This is a genomic window from Streptomyces sp. NPDC014882 (assembly GCF_043081325.1).
Classification (GTDB): domain Bacteria; phylum Actinomycetota; class Actinomycetes; order Streptomycetales; family Streptomycetaceae; genus Streptomyces.
In genome coordinates, this window is sequence record NZ_JBIBWL010000003.1 from 349,040 (window position 1) to 365,418 (window position 16,379).

Genomic DNA, 16,379 nt, shown 5'->3' on the forward strand with positions numbered 1-16,379 from the left:
CCGTGGGGTGCGGGCTCCGGCTCGCCGCTTTTCCGGGTGCCGCGCGGGATGACCTGATTTCCCGCAGGACGGTGACGCGTTTCCCGTCCACCTGTTCCGGCCCCACCCACTCCGGCTCGTTCTCGCAATTCCCCGTGCCTTTCACGTGTTCCGGGAATTCCTTGATACGCGCCGCATCAAGGAAGGTTCCCCGCATGAACCGTGCACGTTCCGGCGCCCGCTCCTACGGCCGCTCCGCAGGCGCCCCGCAGCGCTCCTCCGGCAACCGCTCCTCCGCGCCCCGTCGTTCGCAGGGCGGCGCCGGCCGCCGGCCGATGGCGCAGCAGGGCGAGTTCGCGCTGCCGGAGACGGTGACGCCCCCGCTGCCCGCCGTCGAGTCGTTCGACGACCTGGGGCTGCCCGCGCCGATGTCGGCCGCGCTGGCCGGCGAGGGCGTGACCGTCCCGTTCCCCATCCAGGGCGCGACCCTGCCGAACTCCCTGGCCGGCCGTGACGTCCTGGGCCGTGGCCGCACCGGCTCCGGCAAGACCCTCGCGTTCGGTCTCGCGGTGCTGGCCCGTACCGCCGGACAGCGGGCCGAGCCCCGTCAGCCGCTGGCCCTCGTCCTGGTGCCGACCCGCGAGCTGGCCCAGCAGGTCACCGACGCGCTCACCCCGTACGCCCGCTCCGTGCGGCTGCGGCTGGCCACCGTCGTCGGCGGCATGTCGATCGGCCGCCAGGCGAGCGCCCTGCGGGCCGGCGCCGAGGTCGTCGTGGCCACGCCGGGCCGGCTGAAGGACCTCATCGACCGGGGCGACTGCCGCCTCGACGAGGTCGCCATCACCGTCCTCGACGAGGCCGACCAGATGGCCGACATGGGCTTCATGCCGCAGGTCACCGCGCTGCTCGACCAGGTGAAGCCCGACGGGCAGCGGATGCTGTTCTCGGCCACCCTGGACCGCAACGTCGACCGGCTGGTCCGCCGCTACCTCTCCGACCCGGTCGTGCACTCCGTCGACCCGTCGGCCGGCGCGGTCACCACGATGGAGCACCACGTCCTGCACGTCCAGGACGCGGACAAGCAGCGCACGACCACCGAGATCGCGGCCCGCGAAGGCCGCGTGATCATGTTCCTGGACACCAAGCACGCGGTGGACAGGCTGACCAAGCACCTGCTGAACAGCGGGGTGCGCGCCGCCGCCCTGCACGGCGGCAAGTCCCAGCCGCAGCGCACCCGGACGCTGGACCAGTTCAAGACGGGCCACGTGAGCGTGCTCGTCGCGACGAACGTGGCCGCGCGCGGCATCCACGTCGACAGCCTGGACCTGGTCGTCAACGTGGACCCGCCGACCGACCCCAAGGACTACCTGCACCGCGGCGGCCGTACCGCCCGTGCGGGCGAGTCCGGCAGCGTGGTCACCCTGGTGACCCCGGACCAGCGGCGCGCCATGAGCCGGCTGACCGCCGCCGCCGGTGTCACCGCACGGGTGACGACGGTCCGCTCGGGCGAGGAGGAGCTGAGCCGCATCACCGGTGCGCAGGCTCCGTCCGGCGTCCCCGTCGTGATCGCCGCGCCGGTCGTGGAACGTCCCCGGCGCTCCGCCTCCGCGGGCGGCTCGTCCTCCCGCGGCCGCCGCGGTCGCGGCGGCGGCGGTGAGCGCGGCGGGGAGCGGGGCGCGCGCGGTGGCGAGCGCGGTGGCGAGCGGGGCCGGTCCTCCGGCGACGCGGCGTCCTCGCGCGGCCGGTCCCAGCGCCGCTCCTCCTTCGGTTCGGCGGCCTGATCCGCCTCGGACACCACGCCCCGGGGCGTGCGGGAACGGCCGGAAAACCGCCTCCCACCTGTACGGAAGGGCCCCGTCGGCAGTCGTCGGCGGGGCCCTTCCGCATGCCCGGCCGGGGGCGGTCCGACGCGGGGTGCCCCGGAGCGGGACACCCGTAACGGCGGACCGGCACGGCGGCGGGAGCGGTGGACGGTGTTGAATCTCCTAGGGGCCCGCGTGCCGGACAGCGGCAGGGGCCCCTTCTACGCGGCGATCAACGAGGTGACATGACAGCAGACAACCCGCTCAGCGGTCGTCTGGACGACGACGACTACCCGGCGTACTCGATGGGCCGGGCGGCCGAGATGCTCGGCACCACCCCCGGTTTCCTCCGGGCCATCGGGGAGGCCCGCCTGATCAGTCCGCTCCGCTCGGAGGGCGGGCACCGCCGGTACTCGCGCTACCAGCTGCGGATCGCCGCCCGCGCCCGCGAGCTGGTCGACAAGGGCACCCCGATCGAAGCCGCGTGCCGCATCGTCATCCTGGAGGACCAGCTCGAGGAGGCCCGGCGGATCAACGACGAGTACCGTCGGGCCGCGGGCCGGGCGCCGGGTTCCGCCGCGCCCGAGCCCTCCCGCTCGGGTCCGCCCCCGGGTTCCGGCCCGGGACGGGGTTCCGGCTGACCGGTGCGAACACGCCCCCGGCCGGTGCGAACGCGGCGCGGACCACCGCCCCGGAGGAGGCCGCTTCCCCGGAGGGGGCCGTGCCGTCCGCCACGAACCGCCGGGACCGGTGCCCGCCCGCCCCGTGGACGACGGACAATGGGGGCATGAGCATCGTCAAGATCAACGTGCTGACCGTTCCCGAGGAGCAGCGCGAGACGCTGGAGAAGCGGTTCGCGGCGCGGGCGGGCGCGGTCGAGAACTCGGACGGGTTCGAGTGGTTCGAGCTGCTGCGCCCCGTGGAGGGCACCGACACCTACCTCGTCTACACGCGCTGGCGCAGCGAGGAGGACTTCCAGAACTGGATGTCCGGGCGGGCGCAGGCGGCGCACGGCGGCGGGGGCGGCGCCGAGGGCGCCGAGCAGCGGAAGCCGGCCGCCTCGGGTGCCACGCTGTGGTCCTTCGAGGTGGTCCAGCAGGCCACCCCCGGGCGGAGCGGAGCCGCCACCGAGTAGGCTTCACACTCATGGCGCACGCTGATGACCTGCTCGTCGACATCGCCGCAAGGGTGGAGTCGGAGCACGACAGCCGGATGTCCCTCACCGTGGTGGTCCCCGGAGCCGTGATCACGGGCCGGCTCGCCCCGGAGACCCTGTGGAAGCAGAGGGTGGCGGAGGTGCTCGAGGCCTCCGACCAACTCGCGGGGTTCTCCTCGGTGTTCACACCCCCGCGGGCGACCGGCGAACCCCCCGAACCGCGGGCCGCCCGGCCCACCCACCTGCACTTCCACGTGGCACGCATCCTCCAGGGCAACGTCGGCCTCCCCGACACGGGCGGCATGTACCGCGTCGCCCTGGAGGACGTGAGCGCGTGGACGATCGGGGACCTCAGGTACGCGGATCAGTGAGGCGACGCTGAGGACGCCGGGTGCAGGGGGCGCCGCCGCCTCCTGCACCCGGCGCGGACCCGTCGGTCCGCCGCACCCGGCGCGGACCCGTCGGTCCGTTACGCCCCGTCGGACACCGTGACGCTCCCGGAGAGCGTGATCCCCGCTCCCGTGCCGTCCTCCGGGGCCGCCGTCAGTTCCCAGGTGTACGTCCCCGCCGGGACGGGGGTGCCGTCGGCGAGGGTGCCGTCCCAGGCAGCCGTCAGCGCGGCGCCGGCCGGCGCCGCGTCGAGGGTGCGCAGGATCTTCGTCCTGCGCTTGATCACCAGCTTCGCGCCGGTCGCCGGCCTGGACAGCTGCCAGGCCGGGGTCCAGGCGGCGCCGGCGGTCCGGGTGTACGCCGCGGGGGCCTGGGACGCGGTCACCGCGAGCGGCTGGACGGGGACGCCGCTCGGTACGACGTGGGCGGTGCCGTCGGTCTCCAGCCAGGCGACGCCTCCGCCGAACTTGTCGACGTCGTGGTTCTTCCAACCCGGCACGGTCGGCAGGCCGGTGAGGGTGCGCGGGGCGGCCGCGGTGCCGGTGTGGAAGTCGGTGAGCCGGAGCAGGCCGGCGTCGGTGTCGTGGTTGACGACGAAGCCGTCCCCGAGCGTGCCGCGCACGGGCAGGGCGATGTCGGCGCCGGTCACGAGGTCGTGCACGCCGAAGGGGGTGGTGGGGTCGCCGCCGACGATGTCCTGGCCGAGGCAGTCCCAGTACACCCAGCGGCCCACGGTCCGCAGGTCGCGGATCTGGCAGGAGGCGTCGACGGTGTGCGCGGTGACCTGACCGGTCACCAGGTCGCGGGCCTCGATGCGGCCGCCGGTGCCGTCGGTGGTCCACAGGGTGGAGCCCCACAGGGCCGCCGCGGGGGTGGTGAGCCGCTGGACGACGGCCGGTCCGCCGGGGGCCTCGAAGTCGACGACGGCCCGTTCGTCGCCGCCGCCGTAGACCGCGTACCGGCCGGAGGCGTCGCGCAGGCCGCGGCCCGAGGTCGAGGGGGCGGCACGGTCGAACGGCACGGCCTCGGTGCGGGCGCCGTCGGCGGTGGCGCGGACGAGGACGTCGCGCTGGGTGGCGTCGTCGTGGCGGACGTGCACGACGGAGCCGTCCCCGGCGGCGAGGGGCTGGCCGTAACTGTCGCCCAGGGGCGCGGTGGTGACTTCCGAGCGGGGTCCGGCGGCCGGCGCTCCGGCCAGGGTGACCTTGCGGGTCAGGTAGGCGGGGAGCGGCGCGCTGTCCTCCTCCTTGGTGACCAGCATGCCGACGCCCAGGGCGATTCCGCGCAGGGTGGCGGGCCGGGCGGGCACCTCGGACAGGGTGCGCAGGACCGGTGCGCCGTCGGCGCCGGTCTCCACCCGGCGGACGGCCCAGTCGCCCGCGTCCGCGCCGCCCACGGCGACGGCTCCGCCGCCGGGGACCTGGAACAGGTCGGGCTGGGCGGCGGCGAGCAGGGTGACGGGTGAACCGCCGCTGATCGGGGTGGCCTTGAGGGGGCCTCCGTCGCGCAGCGGCGGGTTCTGCCCGGTGGGCGCGGCGAGCCGGTAGGAGGTCAGCAGCCAGTCCCCGGCGAGGCCGACGACGGGGATGTCCGCGCCGGAGGCCGGCACCGCGACGGAGGTCTGGGCCCCGGCCGGGTCGTCGCGGCGGACGACGCGGGCGGTGCTCATGCCCTCCTGGTACCAGGCGATGTGGGTGGGCGAGACGGCGGCCTGGATGTTCCAGGACTCGTCGACGGCGACGCGGGAGGTGACGGGCGTGAGGGTGCCGGTGGCCAGGTCGAGGACGCCGATCGTGCGGCCGCGCGCGAACCGTACGACGGCGGTGGTCCCGTCCCCGGCGACGACCGGGTACCGGTCGAACCGTTCGCCGGCCGCCGGGTCCACGGCCGTGTCGGTGGTGACGCCGTCCCGGACGCGGAGGATGTGCAGCTTGTCGACCTGCCAGACGTCGTTGTACGAGACGGTGAGCACCGTCCCGCCGAACGAGCCGACGGTGTACTGGCCGTCCGGCACGGTCAGCGGGGTCGACCCGCCGGTCGCCGGGTCGCGCAGTTCGACGACTCCGCTCGCGTCGATCGGCACGGGCAGCAGGTCGGTGCCGGCGCCGTAGTAGCCCTGCTGGCCCGGCACCTTGCCGGTGAAGCCGTCGACCGTGCGCTCGGTGCCGTCGTAGCCGTGCCACCGGTACGTCGCGGCGGAACCGTCGGTCGTCTCGCGGCGGTGCAGGTAGCCGGTGTCGCCCGCGGCGTACAGCGTGTCCTGGACCGGGACGTGTCTCGCCGGGGCGGGCAGCACGAGGGCAGCGGGGTCCTCGGCGCGGGCGGTGGCCGGGACGGCGAGGCCGGCGAGGACGGGCACGGAGGTGACGGCGAGGAGGAGTGCGAGACGACGGGCGATATCGGGCGTACGTTCGAATTCGAAGCTCATGTCGATCACAGCGCGCGGGGTGGCGGAAACGTCACCCCCGGCGCACGGCGTGCGAGGGCGACCTCACGCCCCGGTTACATTTCGTTCAACCCCTGGTAGCCGGGCGGTGATCGAGCGACCATGGGCACATGACTCTGGCCGATCGCGCCATGGCGCGACTGGAAGTCTGGCCCGACCTCAGTACAGGACAGGCCAGTTGCGGCGCAGGACGGGCCCTGCGCTCCGTCCACAGCGAGATACTCCACTTCCACTCCGACCGGGACGTCGACCTGCACCTGACCGTCCCGGCCATCCAGCGGATCCACTCCGACCTCATGGACTCCACGGCGGTACGGGTGGTTCCCGGTTCCCGCTGGGTCACCGTCCACCTCGACTGCGACACCGACGTGGACCTGCTGATGAGCCTGGTCAGCGTCGCCCTCAAGGCCCACCTGTCCCAGGGCCCGGTCGCCTCCCCCGTACCGTCCCCCTTCACCTGCAACCTGCACCGGGTCACGCTGGTGCCGCGCGACGACCCCGACGGCCGCTGAGGCGCGGGGACGGCGGACCGGCGGCCTTCCCCCGGAGGCCGCGGGGTTGCGGGCGCCGGGTGCCCGCTTCCGTCACGTGGCCGCCAGGAGGATGGCCGTGTAGTGCGCGGCGAAGGCGGCGATGGTCAGGGCGTGGAAGACCTCGTGGAAGCCGAACCAGGCCGGGGACGGGTCGGGGCGCTTGAGTCCGTAGACGACGGCGCCCGCGGTGTAGAGCAGGCCGCCGGTGATGACGAGGGCGACGACCGCGGTGCCGCCGGTGCGCGCGAAGTCGGGCAGGTAGAAGACGGCCACCCAGCCCAGCAGGATGTAGCACGGGGTGTACAGCCACCGGGGAGCCCCGATCCACAGGGTGCGGAAGGCGATGCCGGCCAGGGCGCCCGCCCACACCGCGGACAGCAGCACCCGCTGCTGGTCCGCGTCCAGCAGCAGCACCGCCAGTGGGGTGTAGGTTCCGGCGATGATCAGGAAGATGTTCGCGTGGTCCAGCCGCCGCAGGACCGCCTCCCCGCGCGGGCCCCACGTCCCGCGGTGGTAGACGGCGCTGGTGCCGAAGAGCAGGCAGGCCGAGAGCGCGTACACCGAGCAGGCCGCCACGGCCGCCGCCGAGCGCGAGACGGCGACCAGGACGATGCCGCCGGCCAGGGCGAGGGGGAACACGCCGGCGTGCAGCCAGCCGCGCATCCTCGGCTTCAGTGCGGCCGCCGCGCGCTCGACACCGTCCTCCAGGGCGGCGGCGGCCGCGGCCGCCCGGCCGGTCGGGGCGGCCGGCGCGTCGGTGGCCGGGGGGCGGAGGGGATCGGGCGGGGTGCCGGGGCGGGGCCGGGCTTCCCGTTCGCGGGCCGGCGGCTGGGGGTCTTCGGCGATCATGCGCTCGTCTTCCGAGGTCGGCGGGAGGGTACGTACGGTCCCGCGCATCGTCGCGGGGTGCGGGTCGTCCGCCGTCACCCGCACCTCCGCGTGGGACGCGTCGAGGGCCCTGGCGCCGTGCGGCGCCAGGGCCCGAAGGAACTGCTACACCATCTGCCGGCCCGGTTGTCGCGCCGGCCCTCTGTTTCCGCAGACCCGCGGGGGACACTGTCGGGGCTGCTGGGATCGCGGTTGCTCGACCGGAGACCACCTCACTATCGATGTCCTGCGGTACCCGGGCTCGAGACGTCCGCCCGGGCGATCCTGATGGCGTTCTGCTCCTCCGTCCTTCCCTCGGTGATCAACTGAGTACCGCACCTGCGGGTACTGCCACTGCTTCCACCGCGGTACCGCTCATGGCGGCCCCTGATCACTGCGGGCCACCCGGTCCGGTCGTCAGTCCCGTCGCCGTCCTGCGACAACCCTGGCTTCGGCACTCCACCACCGGACCGTGCTGCGTACTGCGTCCTTCGTCTGCGGTACCGCGCCCGGCAGTCCGTGTCTGCCGGGCCCTTGGATTCTTCTGGCTACGAGAGAAACCATAGCCGGACCGCGCCCCAATGTCTACGTTGGCCACCACAGATTTTTGCTTCTACGAGGGTGAGGTAATCGGCCCCTTCCCGCCCGGTCCCTTCCCTGCCCTCGCGGAGGCCTCGGCGACCATGCGGCGTACGGGCTCGCCGGGCACGCGTTCGCCGCCACCACGCTCGCCACCGTCGCCGGGCACCGCGACGAGACGATCGCCGACATCGTCGCCGGGCCGGCCGGCCGCCCCGAGGGTTCGTACGGGCAGGGCCGCGCCGCCGCGCCTTCGCCGTCACCGGACCGAAGGGCCGGGACCGCTACGACGTCACCGTCACCCCGACCCCCGCCGCCGGCGACGACCGGCCCGGCGCGGCGCGGCCGAGCAGGTCGCCGTCACGGAGACCGAGTTCTTCGGCCGGTCCAGCGCGAGCACGTCCTGACGGTGACGGGGGCGGCCACCGCACGGCCGGCCGCTCCCGAACTCGTCGGCCACGAGGGGGAATCGAGGAGGGGGCGAGGTGGGGGCGGGGAGATCCGGGGAAAGCCGGGGAAAAGCAACGAGTCCCACCCCGTTCGACACGGGATGGGACTCGTCTGCTGGAGCGCCGGGCAGGCCTTGCACCTGCATTTCCCCGCAGGAAGCGGGGCGTCTTTCCTTGGACCACCAACGCAGAACCTTTTCACCGTTGTTGCGGTGACCGGCTCATGATCAATGTTACATGGTTACCCGCGCCCCGCCAACCCGGCCGCGGGCCGTGTCCCCGTACGGCCCCGACGGCGGTCCCTAGGAGCCCTTGAGTCCCAGTTCGTGGACTTCCCTCAGCCACCGTTCACGTCGTTCCGGGGTAGCCGACTGCATGTTGGCCAGGAGGGTGCGCCGGGCCGGACGGAACCCGCAGTGGCGGAGGAAGGCCCTGCGCATGTTCCGCCAGAACAGGTCCTCCCGCGCAAGGACCGCCAGCGCCTGCGGGGAGTTCTGCGTATAGATCACCCGCGCCGAGCGCCCCTTCATGAGTTTGCGGATGTAGGGGGGACCCTTGAGGTACTCGACCCCGACGCCCGGCAGGAAGAGCCGGTCGATGAATCCCTTCAACAACGCCGGGACATGCCACCACCAGCAGGGGGTCACGATCACCAGGTGCTGGCACCAGCGGACGTCGTCGCGTGCCTCGATGAGATCCGGCTCCAGCGGTTGTGGACGGGTGAAACCGCCGTGGAGGATCGGGTCGAACCGCATGTCCCTGAGGCGCAGGAAGCGGACCTCGTGGCCGCCCGCGCCGGCGCCTTCCACATACGCACGTGCCAGGGCCGCGCAGTAGCTTCCGGCGTCCGGGTGGCCGTCGATGACGAGAATGCGTCTCATTCGTGCTCCAGGTGAACGGACCGGTCGCATCCAGTGGGATCTACCACCGTGCCGGCGTCCTGCCCGTGCCCGCGGGGCGGAGTCGCCTGTTCGGAGGCGTCACGGGCTCCTCCCGGGGCGACGGCACGCCCGGACGGCGATGGGCGGGCGCCAGGATGCCGGAACGCCGTCGGCCGGAAACGGGAACGGGGACGGGGACGGGGATCACGGTTCAGGTGAGGCTGGCGACCAGCAGGAGTACTGCCGAGACGGTCAGCAGCACCGGACAGATCTTGAACCAGACGACCTCGGTGCGGGCACCGGTGAGAGCCGTCAGCACCGCGAGGACGAGCAGCGTTCCGGCGACGACGCGGTACGACCAGTCGGCCGTGGACGTCCCGCCGCCGACCGCGGTGACGACGACGATCAGCGTGGCGAGGGACCACATGGTCACCGCCTCGGCCAGCCACTCCTGCACCAGCACGCGACGGTTGTCCACGGAGATCTCCCCGAACCCGGCGACGACGGACCGGGTCGGGATCGCGTGCGAGATCCCCCACAGGCCGACCAGGCCCGCGGCGACGTACGGGAGAACCTCTTCCATGCCACCAGCGTCGCCTCGCGGCCCCGCCCCCGCCACTCGGTCCCGCCCGCGCCACTCGGACCGGAGGGCACCGAGCCGGTCAGCCCATCTCGCCGATGTCCAGGTCCGGTCCGACGACCAGGGTGACGACTCCGGCCTGCGCGTCCGCCGCCGCGGCCGACCGGGTCTTCGGCAGCCGTGAGGAGAGCACCGCGGCCTGCTTCTCCAGCCCGGCCGGGAAGCTGACGGAGGTGCGGTCCACCGTCTCGGGGGCGTTGCCCGTGCCGCTGACGGTGAAGCCCATCGTGCGGAGCTTCTCGGCGACGGCCGCCGCGCGTCCGGACCGTCCGGTGCCGTTGAGGACCCGGACGCTGACCTGCGAGGCGTACACGAGGTCCTTCGCCGCGGCCTGCAGGCGGGCCTTGCTCACCTCCTTGTCCTTGGCCAGGGAGGTGAACAGGTCGGCCGCCTGCGGGTACTGCCACACGACGTTGGCCTTGTCCGTCGGGACGTCCGCCTCACGCGGGTAGTTGGGCACGGTGAGGAAGGCGAGCCGGTCGCTGGGGATGCCCTTGAGTTCGTCGGCCAGCCCGTAGACCTGCTTGATGCCGGCCAGATCCGGGTCCGTGGTCAGCGACTTGGTGGCGGACTGGAGGAAGCCGTACAGGGCGTCGGGGCTGGTCAGCTTCGACTGGGCCTTCTCCGCGAGGGCGTCCATGAACTCCTGCTGGCGGCCGATGCGGCCGATGTCGGAGCCGTCGCCGACGCCGTAGCGGACCCGGACGTAGCCGAGGGCCTTCTCGCCGTCGACCGTCTGGCAGCCGGCGTCCATCTCCAGCTTGGCCTTGTCGGACTTGATGGGCTCCTTGGGGCAGACCTCGATGCCGCCGAGCGCGTCGACCATGCCCTTGAATCCGGAGAAGTCGACCGACATGAAGTGGTCGATGCGCAGGCCGGTGTGGGCCTCGACGGTCTTGATGCTGCACGCGGCGGCCCCGGCGACCTCGCCGCTGCTGCCGCCGATCGCGAACGCCTCGTTGATCTTGGCCTTGTGCGGGGTGGAGGTCTTGCCGCCGCCCATCTCGCAGGTGGGTATGTCCACCCAGGAGTCGCGCGGGAAGGACACCACCGCGGCCCATTCCCGGTTCGCCGGTATGTGCAGCACCATGAGCGTGTCCGACTGCATGGTGGTCAGGTCCTTGCCGTACTTCGCGTTCGCGCCGTCCCGGCTGTCGGAGCCGACGATCATGATGTTCTTCGAGCCCGGGCTGAGGTTCTCGGGCCGGTCGCCGCCCAGTTTGTCGTCCACGTCGGCGGAGTCGATGTTGTTGTTGAGGTCGTTGTAGACCCACGCGCCGACGCCGCCGACACCGAGGACGACCACGGCGGTCACCCCGGCGCCCCAGGCCACGATCCGCCCGCGCCGGGTCAGCCGCGTCCCGCCGGATCCGCCCCGGCCGCCGCCCCGCGCCGCCCCGCTCCCGCGGCCGGCCGCCTCCGCCCGGACGTGCCCACGCCTTCTCGTCCCGCTCACCGGCGCTCGCCTCCGCCTCGGCCGTTCTTCACCCCGTACACCCTGCTCGGATCGTCCGGTGCTGGATCTTCGTGGACGACGAAACCCTACATGCGGGTACACATACGTCCCCGATACCCCTGACGTCTCACCAGACTCCCGGGGGAGCACGATGGTTGCCTTCCGCGGTCAGGCCGGGCAGGCGTGCCCGTCGCCCGGCAGACCCAGCGAGTGCAGCCGTGACCGGCCGTCCCCGGACACGGCGAAGACGAACCGGGCGGAGGTCGCGGGCACCCTCAGGCCGCGCTGTCCGCCGAAGGTGTGCGCGGCGTCGGCCTCCCAGGGGCAGCCGGCCCGCTCCAGCGCGGCGACCACCTCGGCCTCGTCAGGACCGCCGGGGAACACGCCTTCGCACCAGGGCAGTTCGACCGTCTCTCCCCCCGCCCGCACGGTCACGAGCAGCACCCGCCCGCACCGGCAGACCAGGACCTCCAGGTCGCCGTGGCCGTACGGGCGGGGCCACCGCCGGCTCCGGAGCACCTCGCGGGGCTCCCCCGGCAGCGCGGTGACGTCCGCCCAGGACGCCCCGACCCGGACGGGCCCCAGCCGGGCGGTGAGCGCCACGCGGGCGAGGAGATCGGGGAGGGAGGACGGCACGCGGTGAGCGTGGCAGCGGGCCGGGGGGCCTGTCCAGCGGGCTCTCCCGGGCCGCCCGCCCCGCGGCCCGCTCCCCGGAAGGCGACCGGGGCTGCCGGGGCTGCCGGGGCTGCCGGGGGCGGCGCTCCCGTACTCCAGCCGTGGAGCGTCATGCGCCCCGGCCCCGGGGCTGTCCGCCACCGGCGGAAACCCAGGTGGCCTCAGCGCACGATCCGGTTAGAGTCGCGCGATGCCCGAGCTGAAGCAGCTGCGTCCCGGCCACGCCCCGGCGGTTCTCGCCTTCGAGCTGGCGAACCGCGCCTACTTCGCCGCCTGGATCCCCGACCGCGGCGACGACTACTTCGACCGGTTCACCGAGGGGTACGACGCCCTGCTGGCCGAGCAGGAGGCCGGCGTCTGCGCCTTCTACGCGCTCGTCGCCGAGGACGGCCCGGTGCTCGGCAGGTTCAACCTGTACGACCTGGAGGACGGCACCGCCGGACTCGGCTACCGGGTCGCGGAGCGGGTCGCCGGCCGCGGCGTGGCGACCGCGGCCGTCCGGGAGCTGTGCCGGACGGCGGCCGCGAGACACGGCCTGCGCACACTGCGGGCGGCCGCCTCCCACGAGAACGCCGCGTCCCGGAAGGTCCTGACCAAGGCCGGGTTCGTCCCGGTCGGCCCCGCCGCCCCGGCCGACCTCGGCGGCAGGTCGGGCACCTGGTACCGGCACGACCTCCAGCCGTAGACCCCGATCTCGCTCGCGGGCCGGCCGCCGAAGTTCGACAAGGTCGATCACAAGGAGCGCCACGCGGTGGAATGCGGCATCAACCGCCTCAAGCGCCACCGCGCGGTCGCCACTGGATACGACAAGCTCGCCGTCCGCTACGAGGCGACCGTGCTGATCGCAGCCCTCAGCGAATGGCTCCGACCGGCAGATGGCCTTCCGGTCGTCGCTCACCAGTCCCGGGTGGCGATCAGCTCCTCTACATCCGCGTTCGTGAACCCATATGCCGACGCGACGAACCAGAAGTCCTCAGCGATCACCTCGCGCGCAACCGTCTCGATCTCACTCCCGGCTGCCTCGAACTCCGCTTCCAGGCTGTTGAACTCCTCCGTTGCGGCCTGGGTGAGCGCATACAGAGCCTCCAGATTCGACGGCTGCTCAGCCTCGATCCGCTCGCACAGCCGCAACAGGATCGCCCTTCCCCGGTCGACGACGTGATCGGGGAAGTACGAGTCCGCATACATCTGCCGCAGGAACACGTGTCCTGCTACCTGCTGGTTCGTGATCGGCATGGCGCTTCCCCATCCCCGTGGAAGAACTGACGCGCCGATCATGCACGACACCACTGACAACGACGCTGCCCATGCACGCCGGGCCGCTCGCGCCCAGCGCTTTCACCACAGGCCCTAGGTGAGCCGCAGCACCGCGGGACTGCCGGAGACGGCGTCGTCGGACATCACCTTGACGTCCTTCGTCCACGAGGTTCCGTCGAAGGACGTGAGCCAGATGTCATGGCTGCCACCACTGCCCCGGTGCAGGCAGTACACCTTCTCGGGACTTCCCGGGTGCACCACGAGGGCCGGGCCGGCCGTCGTGCCGACATCGGCCATCTGCTGGTCCTCCAGCCAGTAACCGCCCGGATCCCGGTATCCCCACCAGGTCGTCCCGACCTCCCCCCTTCCTTGGCGCACGACGAGGATGTTGTTCCGATAGACCACCGCACCGGGACTCTTCGACATTCCGTAGTGGGTGGCCTTGTCGCTCTCCCATTTCGCGCCGTCGAAGGACGTGCACCAGAGCCACCCGTCGTTGGCCGCGCCCTGGTGCAGGCAGAAGAGCTTGTCCTGGTACACCACCGCGGCCGGGCTCTCCGTCACTCCGACCTCCGGATCGACTTTCGTGGCCCCGCCCCAGTCGAGTCCGTCGAAGGTCGTGTACCACAGGCAGCCGTCGGTGCCGCGGTACAGGCAGTAGAGCGTGTCGTCGAACACCACCGCGGTGGGGCTCTCCGTCATCCTGGGAGCCAGGACCACGACCTCCTCACCCCAGTCGAGGTACGAGTGGGGCCCAGGAGCGTAGGGGAGGATCTTGTCGGCCAAGGCAGCGCCGCCCCACCACCGATGTCATGCCCCGTCCCCTTCGGCCGGCGGAGAACGCACACCACCGCTTCACCACAGAGCAGTGGTCCGGTAACCGGCCACGCACCACGATCGCCCGTCGCGCTTCGCATTCCGAAGACCCGGCGTTCAAGATCGAACGACCGCGACACGCCTTCTGCCGGCGGGTCCGTTCGACTGAACCGGACGAACCGGCGGCGTGCCGTCCCGCACGGTGTGGTCGGCAGTCCGATGATCCCGAAATGCGACGAGAACACCACGCGCGCCTTCCGTGGACGTGCCTCGCCCCCGTGCGCGGGTCCCTGGCCGCCCTCCCGTCCACCCTGGCGGCCGCGCTCGTCGCGGGTGTGCTGGTCGCGCTCACCGCGGTGCCCGCAGGGGCGGCGGGCACCGCGGTGCCGGCCGCCGCACCGCCCACCGGGGCGGCAGGCCACGCGGTCCCGCCCGGGGCGGGAAGCGCGGCGGTCCGCGGGGAGACCGCCCGGGCGGCCGTACGGGCCCACGAGGAGGCCCGCGCCCTCGTCGACCGGCTGCGCGCGCGGGACGCCGGCGCCACGGAGGTCCGGGCCGCCGAGCGCCGCCGCAAGGCCATCCGGGCCGGGCTGTGGGACGCGCTGTGGTCGGTGGCCCGCGCCACGGGGGACCCCGTCGCCGTCGACCCCTCCGGACGTGCGGGCCGCTGCCCGGCAGCCCGCGCCCCCGCCCGCAGCCGGGCGCCCGAGGGCCGGGACGGGGACTGGACGGCGCCGACCCGCCGCTTCCGGCTCTCCGCCGGTTACGCCGCCCGCGGCTCCCGCTGGGCCCACCGGCACACCGGCCAGGACTTCGCGGTGCCCGCCGGGACCCCCGTGTACGCCGTCGGCCCCGGCACCGTCCGCGTGACGACCTGCGGCGACGGCTTCGGCAACCAGGTCGTCGTCCGCCACCCGGACGGCTACTTCACGCAGTACGCCCACCTGTCCCGCATCGACGTCCGCAGGGGCGGGCGGGTCGCGGCGGGCCAGCGCCTCGGCCTCGCCGGCGCGACCGGCAACGTCACCGGCCCGCATCTGCACTTCGAGGTGCGGATCACGCCGTACATGGGGTCCGCGGTGGCACCGCTGCCGTGGCTGCGCAGGAAGTCGGTCGACGTCGGCGGGTGACGGGCGGACGTCCCGGCGCCTTCGAACCCGCCCTCCCGGCCGGCGTCCTCAGCCCGCCCGTCCCGGAGCCGCCGGCCGGTACACCGCGAGGGCCCAGATCACGAACACGTCGATGGCGATCAGGACGATCGACCAGACGGGGGCGTACGGCAGGAACAGGAACTGCAGGACGAGGCTGACGGAGGCGAGGACGATGCCGGTGACGCGGGCCCAGGCCGCGCCCTTGAGGATGCCCCCTCCGGCCACCGCGGCCACCACGCCGACGATCAGCAGGATCCAGCCCCAGCCGGTGAGGTTGATCTTGTAGACGTAGTCGCCGATCCGGCCGTACACGTCGTCCTCGGCGATCGCGGCGATGCCCTGGAAGACGGCGAGGACGCCGTTGACCAGCATCAGCACACCCGCGAAGACGACTCCGCCGGCGGCCAGGCCGCTCTCGGCGGACGGCCCCGGGGGCCAACCGCCCGCACCGGTGGGGCCGGTGCCCTGGTGCGAGGGGTCCCAGACGGGAGACCCCGGGCGATTTCCGGACTGCGACGCTTCGGCCATGGCCGCGCCCCACCTCTCTGTCGGACTGCAGCGTTCTGTCGGACTGCAGAGTGCTGCACTCCTCCCGACCATCCGCCCGGGTGACGGCCGCCACCACGGGAGCTGCGCCGTGCGGGTGAGCCGGCATGCGCGGCGGGACGGGCGGGCCTTCACTGGGTGGGAAGACCCGCCGACCCCCGACCGCCCCACCCCGACGCCGGAGGCACCATGCCCGCCCACCGCACCCGCCCGGCCAGGCCGGCCCCGCTCACCGCGGTCTGCGCCGCCGCGCTGCTCGGCCTCACCGTCCTCACGGGCTGCTCGGACGAGGACAGCCCCTCGGGGGTGGCCAGCCGGGCCGCGTCCGCCGCGGAGTCGGCCCGCGACGAGGCGACCGCCGCCGCGTCCTCGCTCGCCTCCCGGGCCACGGAGGGCTTCGCGTCGGCGACCGCGGAGGCGGGCCGCAAGCTGGACGGGATCAAGGGCGGGACGGAGGTGAAGGGGGACGTGAAGGCCGGCACCCCGAAGACGGACGGCGACCGCACCGCGGTCGAGGTGACCGCCACCAACACCGACGACACGACGAGGTCCTTCTCCGTCCAGGTCGACTTCACCGACCAGGACGGCACCTGGCGCGACACGGTCGTCGTCACCGTCCCCGACGTCCCGGCCGGAAAGTCCGGCACGGCGACGGCCCGCAGCAACCGTCAGCTCCCGGGCGAGGTGAAGGCGGAGGTGGAGCGGGCGGTGCGGTACTGAGCGCCGTGTCCGAGGACGTGCCTCGGGGTACTGAGC

At 73.4% G+C, this 16,379-nt stretch carries 17 protein-coding genes; 8 read left to right on the top strand and 9 right to left on the bottom strand.

Annotation, left to right across the window (positions count from 1 at the left end; all coding sequences use genetic code 11):
• Positions 1–194: 194 nt before the first annotated feature.
• The 4 genes from ACF09K_RS09530 (at position 195) to ACF09K_RS09545 (ending at position 3,308) form a co-directional block, all read left to right on the top strand.
• Entirely contained in the window at positions 195–1,760 is a 1,566-nt protein-coding gene (locus ACF09K_RS09530) for a DEAD/DEAH box helicase (protein ID WP_392241969.1), read from the top strand.
• A gap of 266 nt (positions 1,761–2,026) precedes the next feature.
• The gene (locus ACF09K_RS09535; protein WP_392241970.1) at positions 2,027–2,422 is read left to right on the top strand and encodes a MerR family transcriptional regulator; all 396 of its coding nucleotides are present in this window, start codon (positions 2,027–2,029) and stop codon (positions 2,420–2,422) included.
• A 146-nt stretch (positions 2,423–2,568) separates the two neighbouring features.
• Positions 2,569–2,916 (top strand): antibiotic biosynthesis monooxygenase family protein, encoded by a 348-nt coding sequence (locus tag ACF09K_RS09540; RefSeq protein ID WP_392241972.1) that lies wholly within the window; start codon positions 2,569–2,571, stop codon positions 2,914–2,916.
• A gap of 11 nt (positions 2,917–2,927) precedes the next feature.
• Positions 2,928–3,308 (top strand): hypothetical protein, encoded by a 381-nt coding sequence (locus tag ACF09K_RS09545; protein ID WP_392241973.1) that lies wholly within the window; start codon positions 2,928–2,930, stop codon positions 3,306–3,308.
• Positions 3,309–3,406: 98 nt separating this feature from the next.
• Here the strand turns inward: ACF09K_RS09545 and ACF09K_RS09550 are convergent, their stop codons facing one another.
• Entirely contained in the window at positions 3,407–5,755 is a 2,349-nt protein-coding gene (locus ACF09K_RS09550) for a FlgD immunoglobulin-like domain containing protein (RefSeq protein ID WP_392241975.1), read from the bottom strand.
• Between the two features lie 128 nt (positions 5,756–5,883).
• Here ACF09K_RS09550 and ACF09K_RS09555 point away from each other — a divergent pair, with 128 nt between their 5' ends.
• Positions 5,884–6,285 carry a luciferase family protein gene (locus ACF09K_RS09555; RefSeq protein ID WP_392241977.1) on the top strand — a complete coding sequence of 134 codons (402 nt, stop codon included), beginning with the start codon at positions 5,884–5,886 and terminating at the stop codon, positions 6,283–6,285.
• A 72-nt stretch (positions 6,286–6,357) separates the two neighbouring features.
• On the opposite strand, the gene ACF09K_RS09560 is transcribed toward ACF09K_RS09555, so the two are convergent.
• The 5 genes from ACF09K_RS09560 to ACF09K_RS09580 form a co-directional block, all read right to left on the bottom strand.
• Positions 6,358–7,155 (bottom strand): hemolysin III family protein, encoded by a 798-nt coding sequence (locus ACF09K_RS09560; RefSeq protein ID WP_392241978.1) that lies wholly within the window; start codon positions 7,153–7,155, stop codon positions 6,358–6,360.
• Between the two features lie 1,348 nt (positions 7,156–8,503).
• Entirely contained in the window at positions 8,504–9,082 is a 579-nt protein-coding gene (locus tag ACF09K_RS09565) for an NAD(P)H-dependent oxidoreductase (protein ID WP_392241980.1), read from the bottom strand.
• 211 nt (positions 9,083–9,293) lie between these two features.
• Entirely contained in the window at positions 9,294–9,665 is a 372-nt protein-coding gene (locus tag ACF09K_RS09570; RefSeq protein WP_392241982.1) for a hypothetical protein, read from the bottom strand.
• Positions 9,666–9,744: 79 nt separating this feature from the next.
• Positions 9,745–11,055 (bottom strand): LCP family protein, encoded by a 1,311-nt coding sequence (locus tag ACF09K_RS09575; RefSeq protein WP_392242428.1) that lies wholly within the window; start codon positions 11,053–11,055, stop codon positions 9,745–9,747.
• Positions 11,056–11,346: 291 nt separating this feature from the next.
• Positions 11,347–11,814 (bottom strand): hypothetical protein, encoded by a 468-nt coding sequence (locus tag ACF09K_RS09580; protein ID WP_392241983.1) that lies wholly within the window; start codon positions 11,812–11,814, stop codon positions 11,347–11,349.
• Between the two features lie 229 nt (positions 11,815–12,043).
• On the opposite strand from ACF09K_RS09580, the gene ACF09K_RS09585 reads away from it, so the two are divergent.
• A complete protein-coding gene (locus tag ACF09K_RS09585; RefSeq protein ID WP_392241985.1) occupies positions 12,044–12,538 on the top strand; it encodes a GNAT family N-acetyltransferase in 495 nt (164 codons plus the stop codon).
• A 209-nt stretch (positions 12,539–12,747) separates the two neighbouring features.
• On the opposite strand, the gene ACF09K_RS09590 is transcribed toward ACF09K_RS09585, so the two are convergent.
• A complete protein-coding gene (locus ACF09K_RS09590; protein ID WP_392241987.1) occupies positions 12,748–13,089 on the bottom strand; it encodes a DUF5713 family protein in 342 nt (113 codons plus the stop codon).
• Between the two features lie 114 nt (positions 13,090–13,203).
• On the bottom strand, positions 13,204–13,896 hold the full coding sequence (locus ACF09K_RS09595) for a hypothetical protein (protein WP_392241988.1): 693 nt from the start codon (positions 13,894–13,896) through the stop codon (positions 13,204–13,206).
• Between the two features lie 260 nt (positions 13,897–14,156).
• Here ACF09K_RS09595 and ACF09K_RS09600 point away from each other — a divergent pair, with 260 nt between their 5' ends.
• Complete coding sequence (locus ACF09K_RS09600) at positions 14,157–15,056, top strand: M23 family metallopeptidase (protein ID WP_392241989.1); 900 nt, start codon at positions 14,157–14,159, stop codon at positions 15,054–15,056.
• Between the two features lie 48 nt (positions 15,057–15,104).
• Here the strand turns inward: ACF09K_RS09600 and ACF09K_RS09605 are convergent, their stop codons facing one another.
• Positions 15,105–15,605, bottom strand: a complete 501-nt coding sequence (locus ACF09K_RS09605; RefSeq protein WP_392241991.1) for a hypothetical protein — start codon at positions 15,603–15,605, stop codon at positions 15,105–15,107.
• A gap of 207 nt (positions 15,606–15,812) precedes the next feature.
• Here ACF09K_RS09605 and ACF09K_RS09610 point away from each other — a divergent pair, with 207 nt between their 5' ends.
• The gene (locus ACF09K_RS09610) at positions 15,813–16,343 is read left to right on the top strand and encodes a hypothetical protein (RefSeq protein ID WP_392241993.1); all 531 of its coding nucleotides are present in this window, start codon (positions 15,813–15,815) and stop codon (positions 16,341–16,343) included.
• The last annotated feature ends 36 nt before the right edge of the window (positions 16,344–16,379 follow it).

Coding starts and splice junctions, on each gene's coding strand:
- ACF09K_RS09530 (WP_392241969.1), top strand. CDS start 195: ATGAACCGTGCACGTTCCGGCGCCCGCTCCTACGGCCGCTCCGCAGGC.
- ACF09K_RS09535 (WP_392241970.1), top strand. CDS start 2,027: ATGACAGCAGACAACCCGCTCAGCGGTCGTCTGGACGACGACGACTAC.
- ACF09K_RS09540 (WP_392241972.1), top strand. CDS start 2,569: ATGAGCATCGTCAAGATCAACGTGCTGACCGTTCCCGAGGAGCAGCGC.
- ACF09K_RS09545 (WP_392241973.1), top strand. CDS start 2,928: ATGGCGCACGCTGATGACCTGCTCGTCGACATCGCCGCAAGGGTGGAG.
- ACF09K_RS09550 (WP_392241975.1), bottom strand. CDS start 5,755: ATGAGCTTCGAATTCGAACGTACGCCCGATATCGCCCGTCGTCTCGCA.
- ACF09K_RS09555 (WP_392241977.1), top strand. CDS start 5,884: ATGACTCTGGCCGATCGCGCCATGGCGCGACTGGAAGTCTGGCCCGAC.
- ACF09K_RS09560 (WP_392241978.1), bottom strand. CDS start 7,155: ATGATCGCCGAAGACCCCCAGCCGCCGGCCCGCGAACGGGAAGCCCGG.
- ACF09K_RS09565 (WP_392241980.1), bottom strand. CDS start 9,082: ATGAGACGCATTCTCGTCATCGACGGCCACCCGGACGCCGGAAGCTAC.
- ACF09K_RS09570 (WP_392241982.1), bottom strand. CDS start 9,665: ATGGAAGAGGTTCTCCCGTACGTCGCCGCGGGCCTGGTCGGCCTGTGG.
- ACF09K_RS09585 (WP_392241985.1), top strand. CDS start 12,044: ATGCCCGAGCTGAAGCAGCTGCGTCCCGGCCACGCCCCGGCGGTTCTC.
- ACF09K_RS09590 (WP_392241987.1), bottom strand. CDS start 13,089: ATGCCGATCACGAACCAGCAGGTAGCAGGACACGTGTTCCTGCGGCAG.
- ACF09K_RS09600 (WP_392241989.1), top strand. CDS start 14,157: ATGCGACGAGAACACCACGCGCGCCTTCCGTGGACGTGCCTCGCCCCC.
- ACF09K_RS09605 (WP_392241991.1), bottom strand. CDS start 15,605: ATGGCCGAAGCGTCGCAGTCCGGAAATCGCCCGGGGTCTCCCGTCTGG.
- ACF09K_RS09610 (WP_392241993.1), top strand. CDS start 15,813: ATGCCCGCCCACCGCACCCGCCCGGCCAGGCCGGCCCCGCTCACCGCG.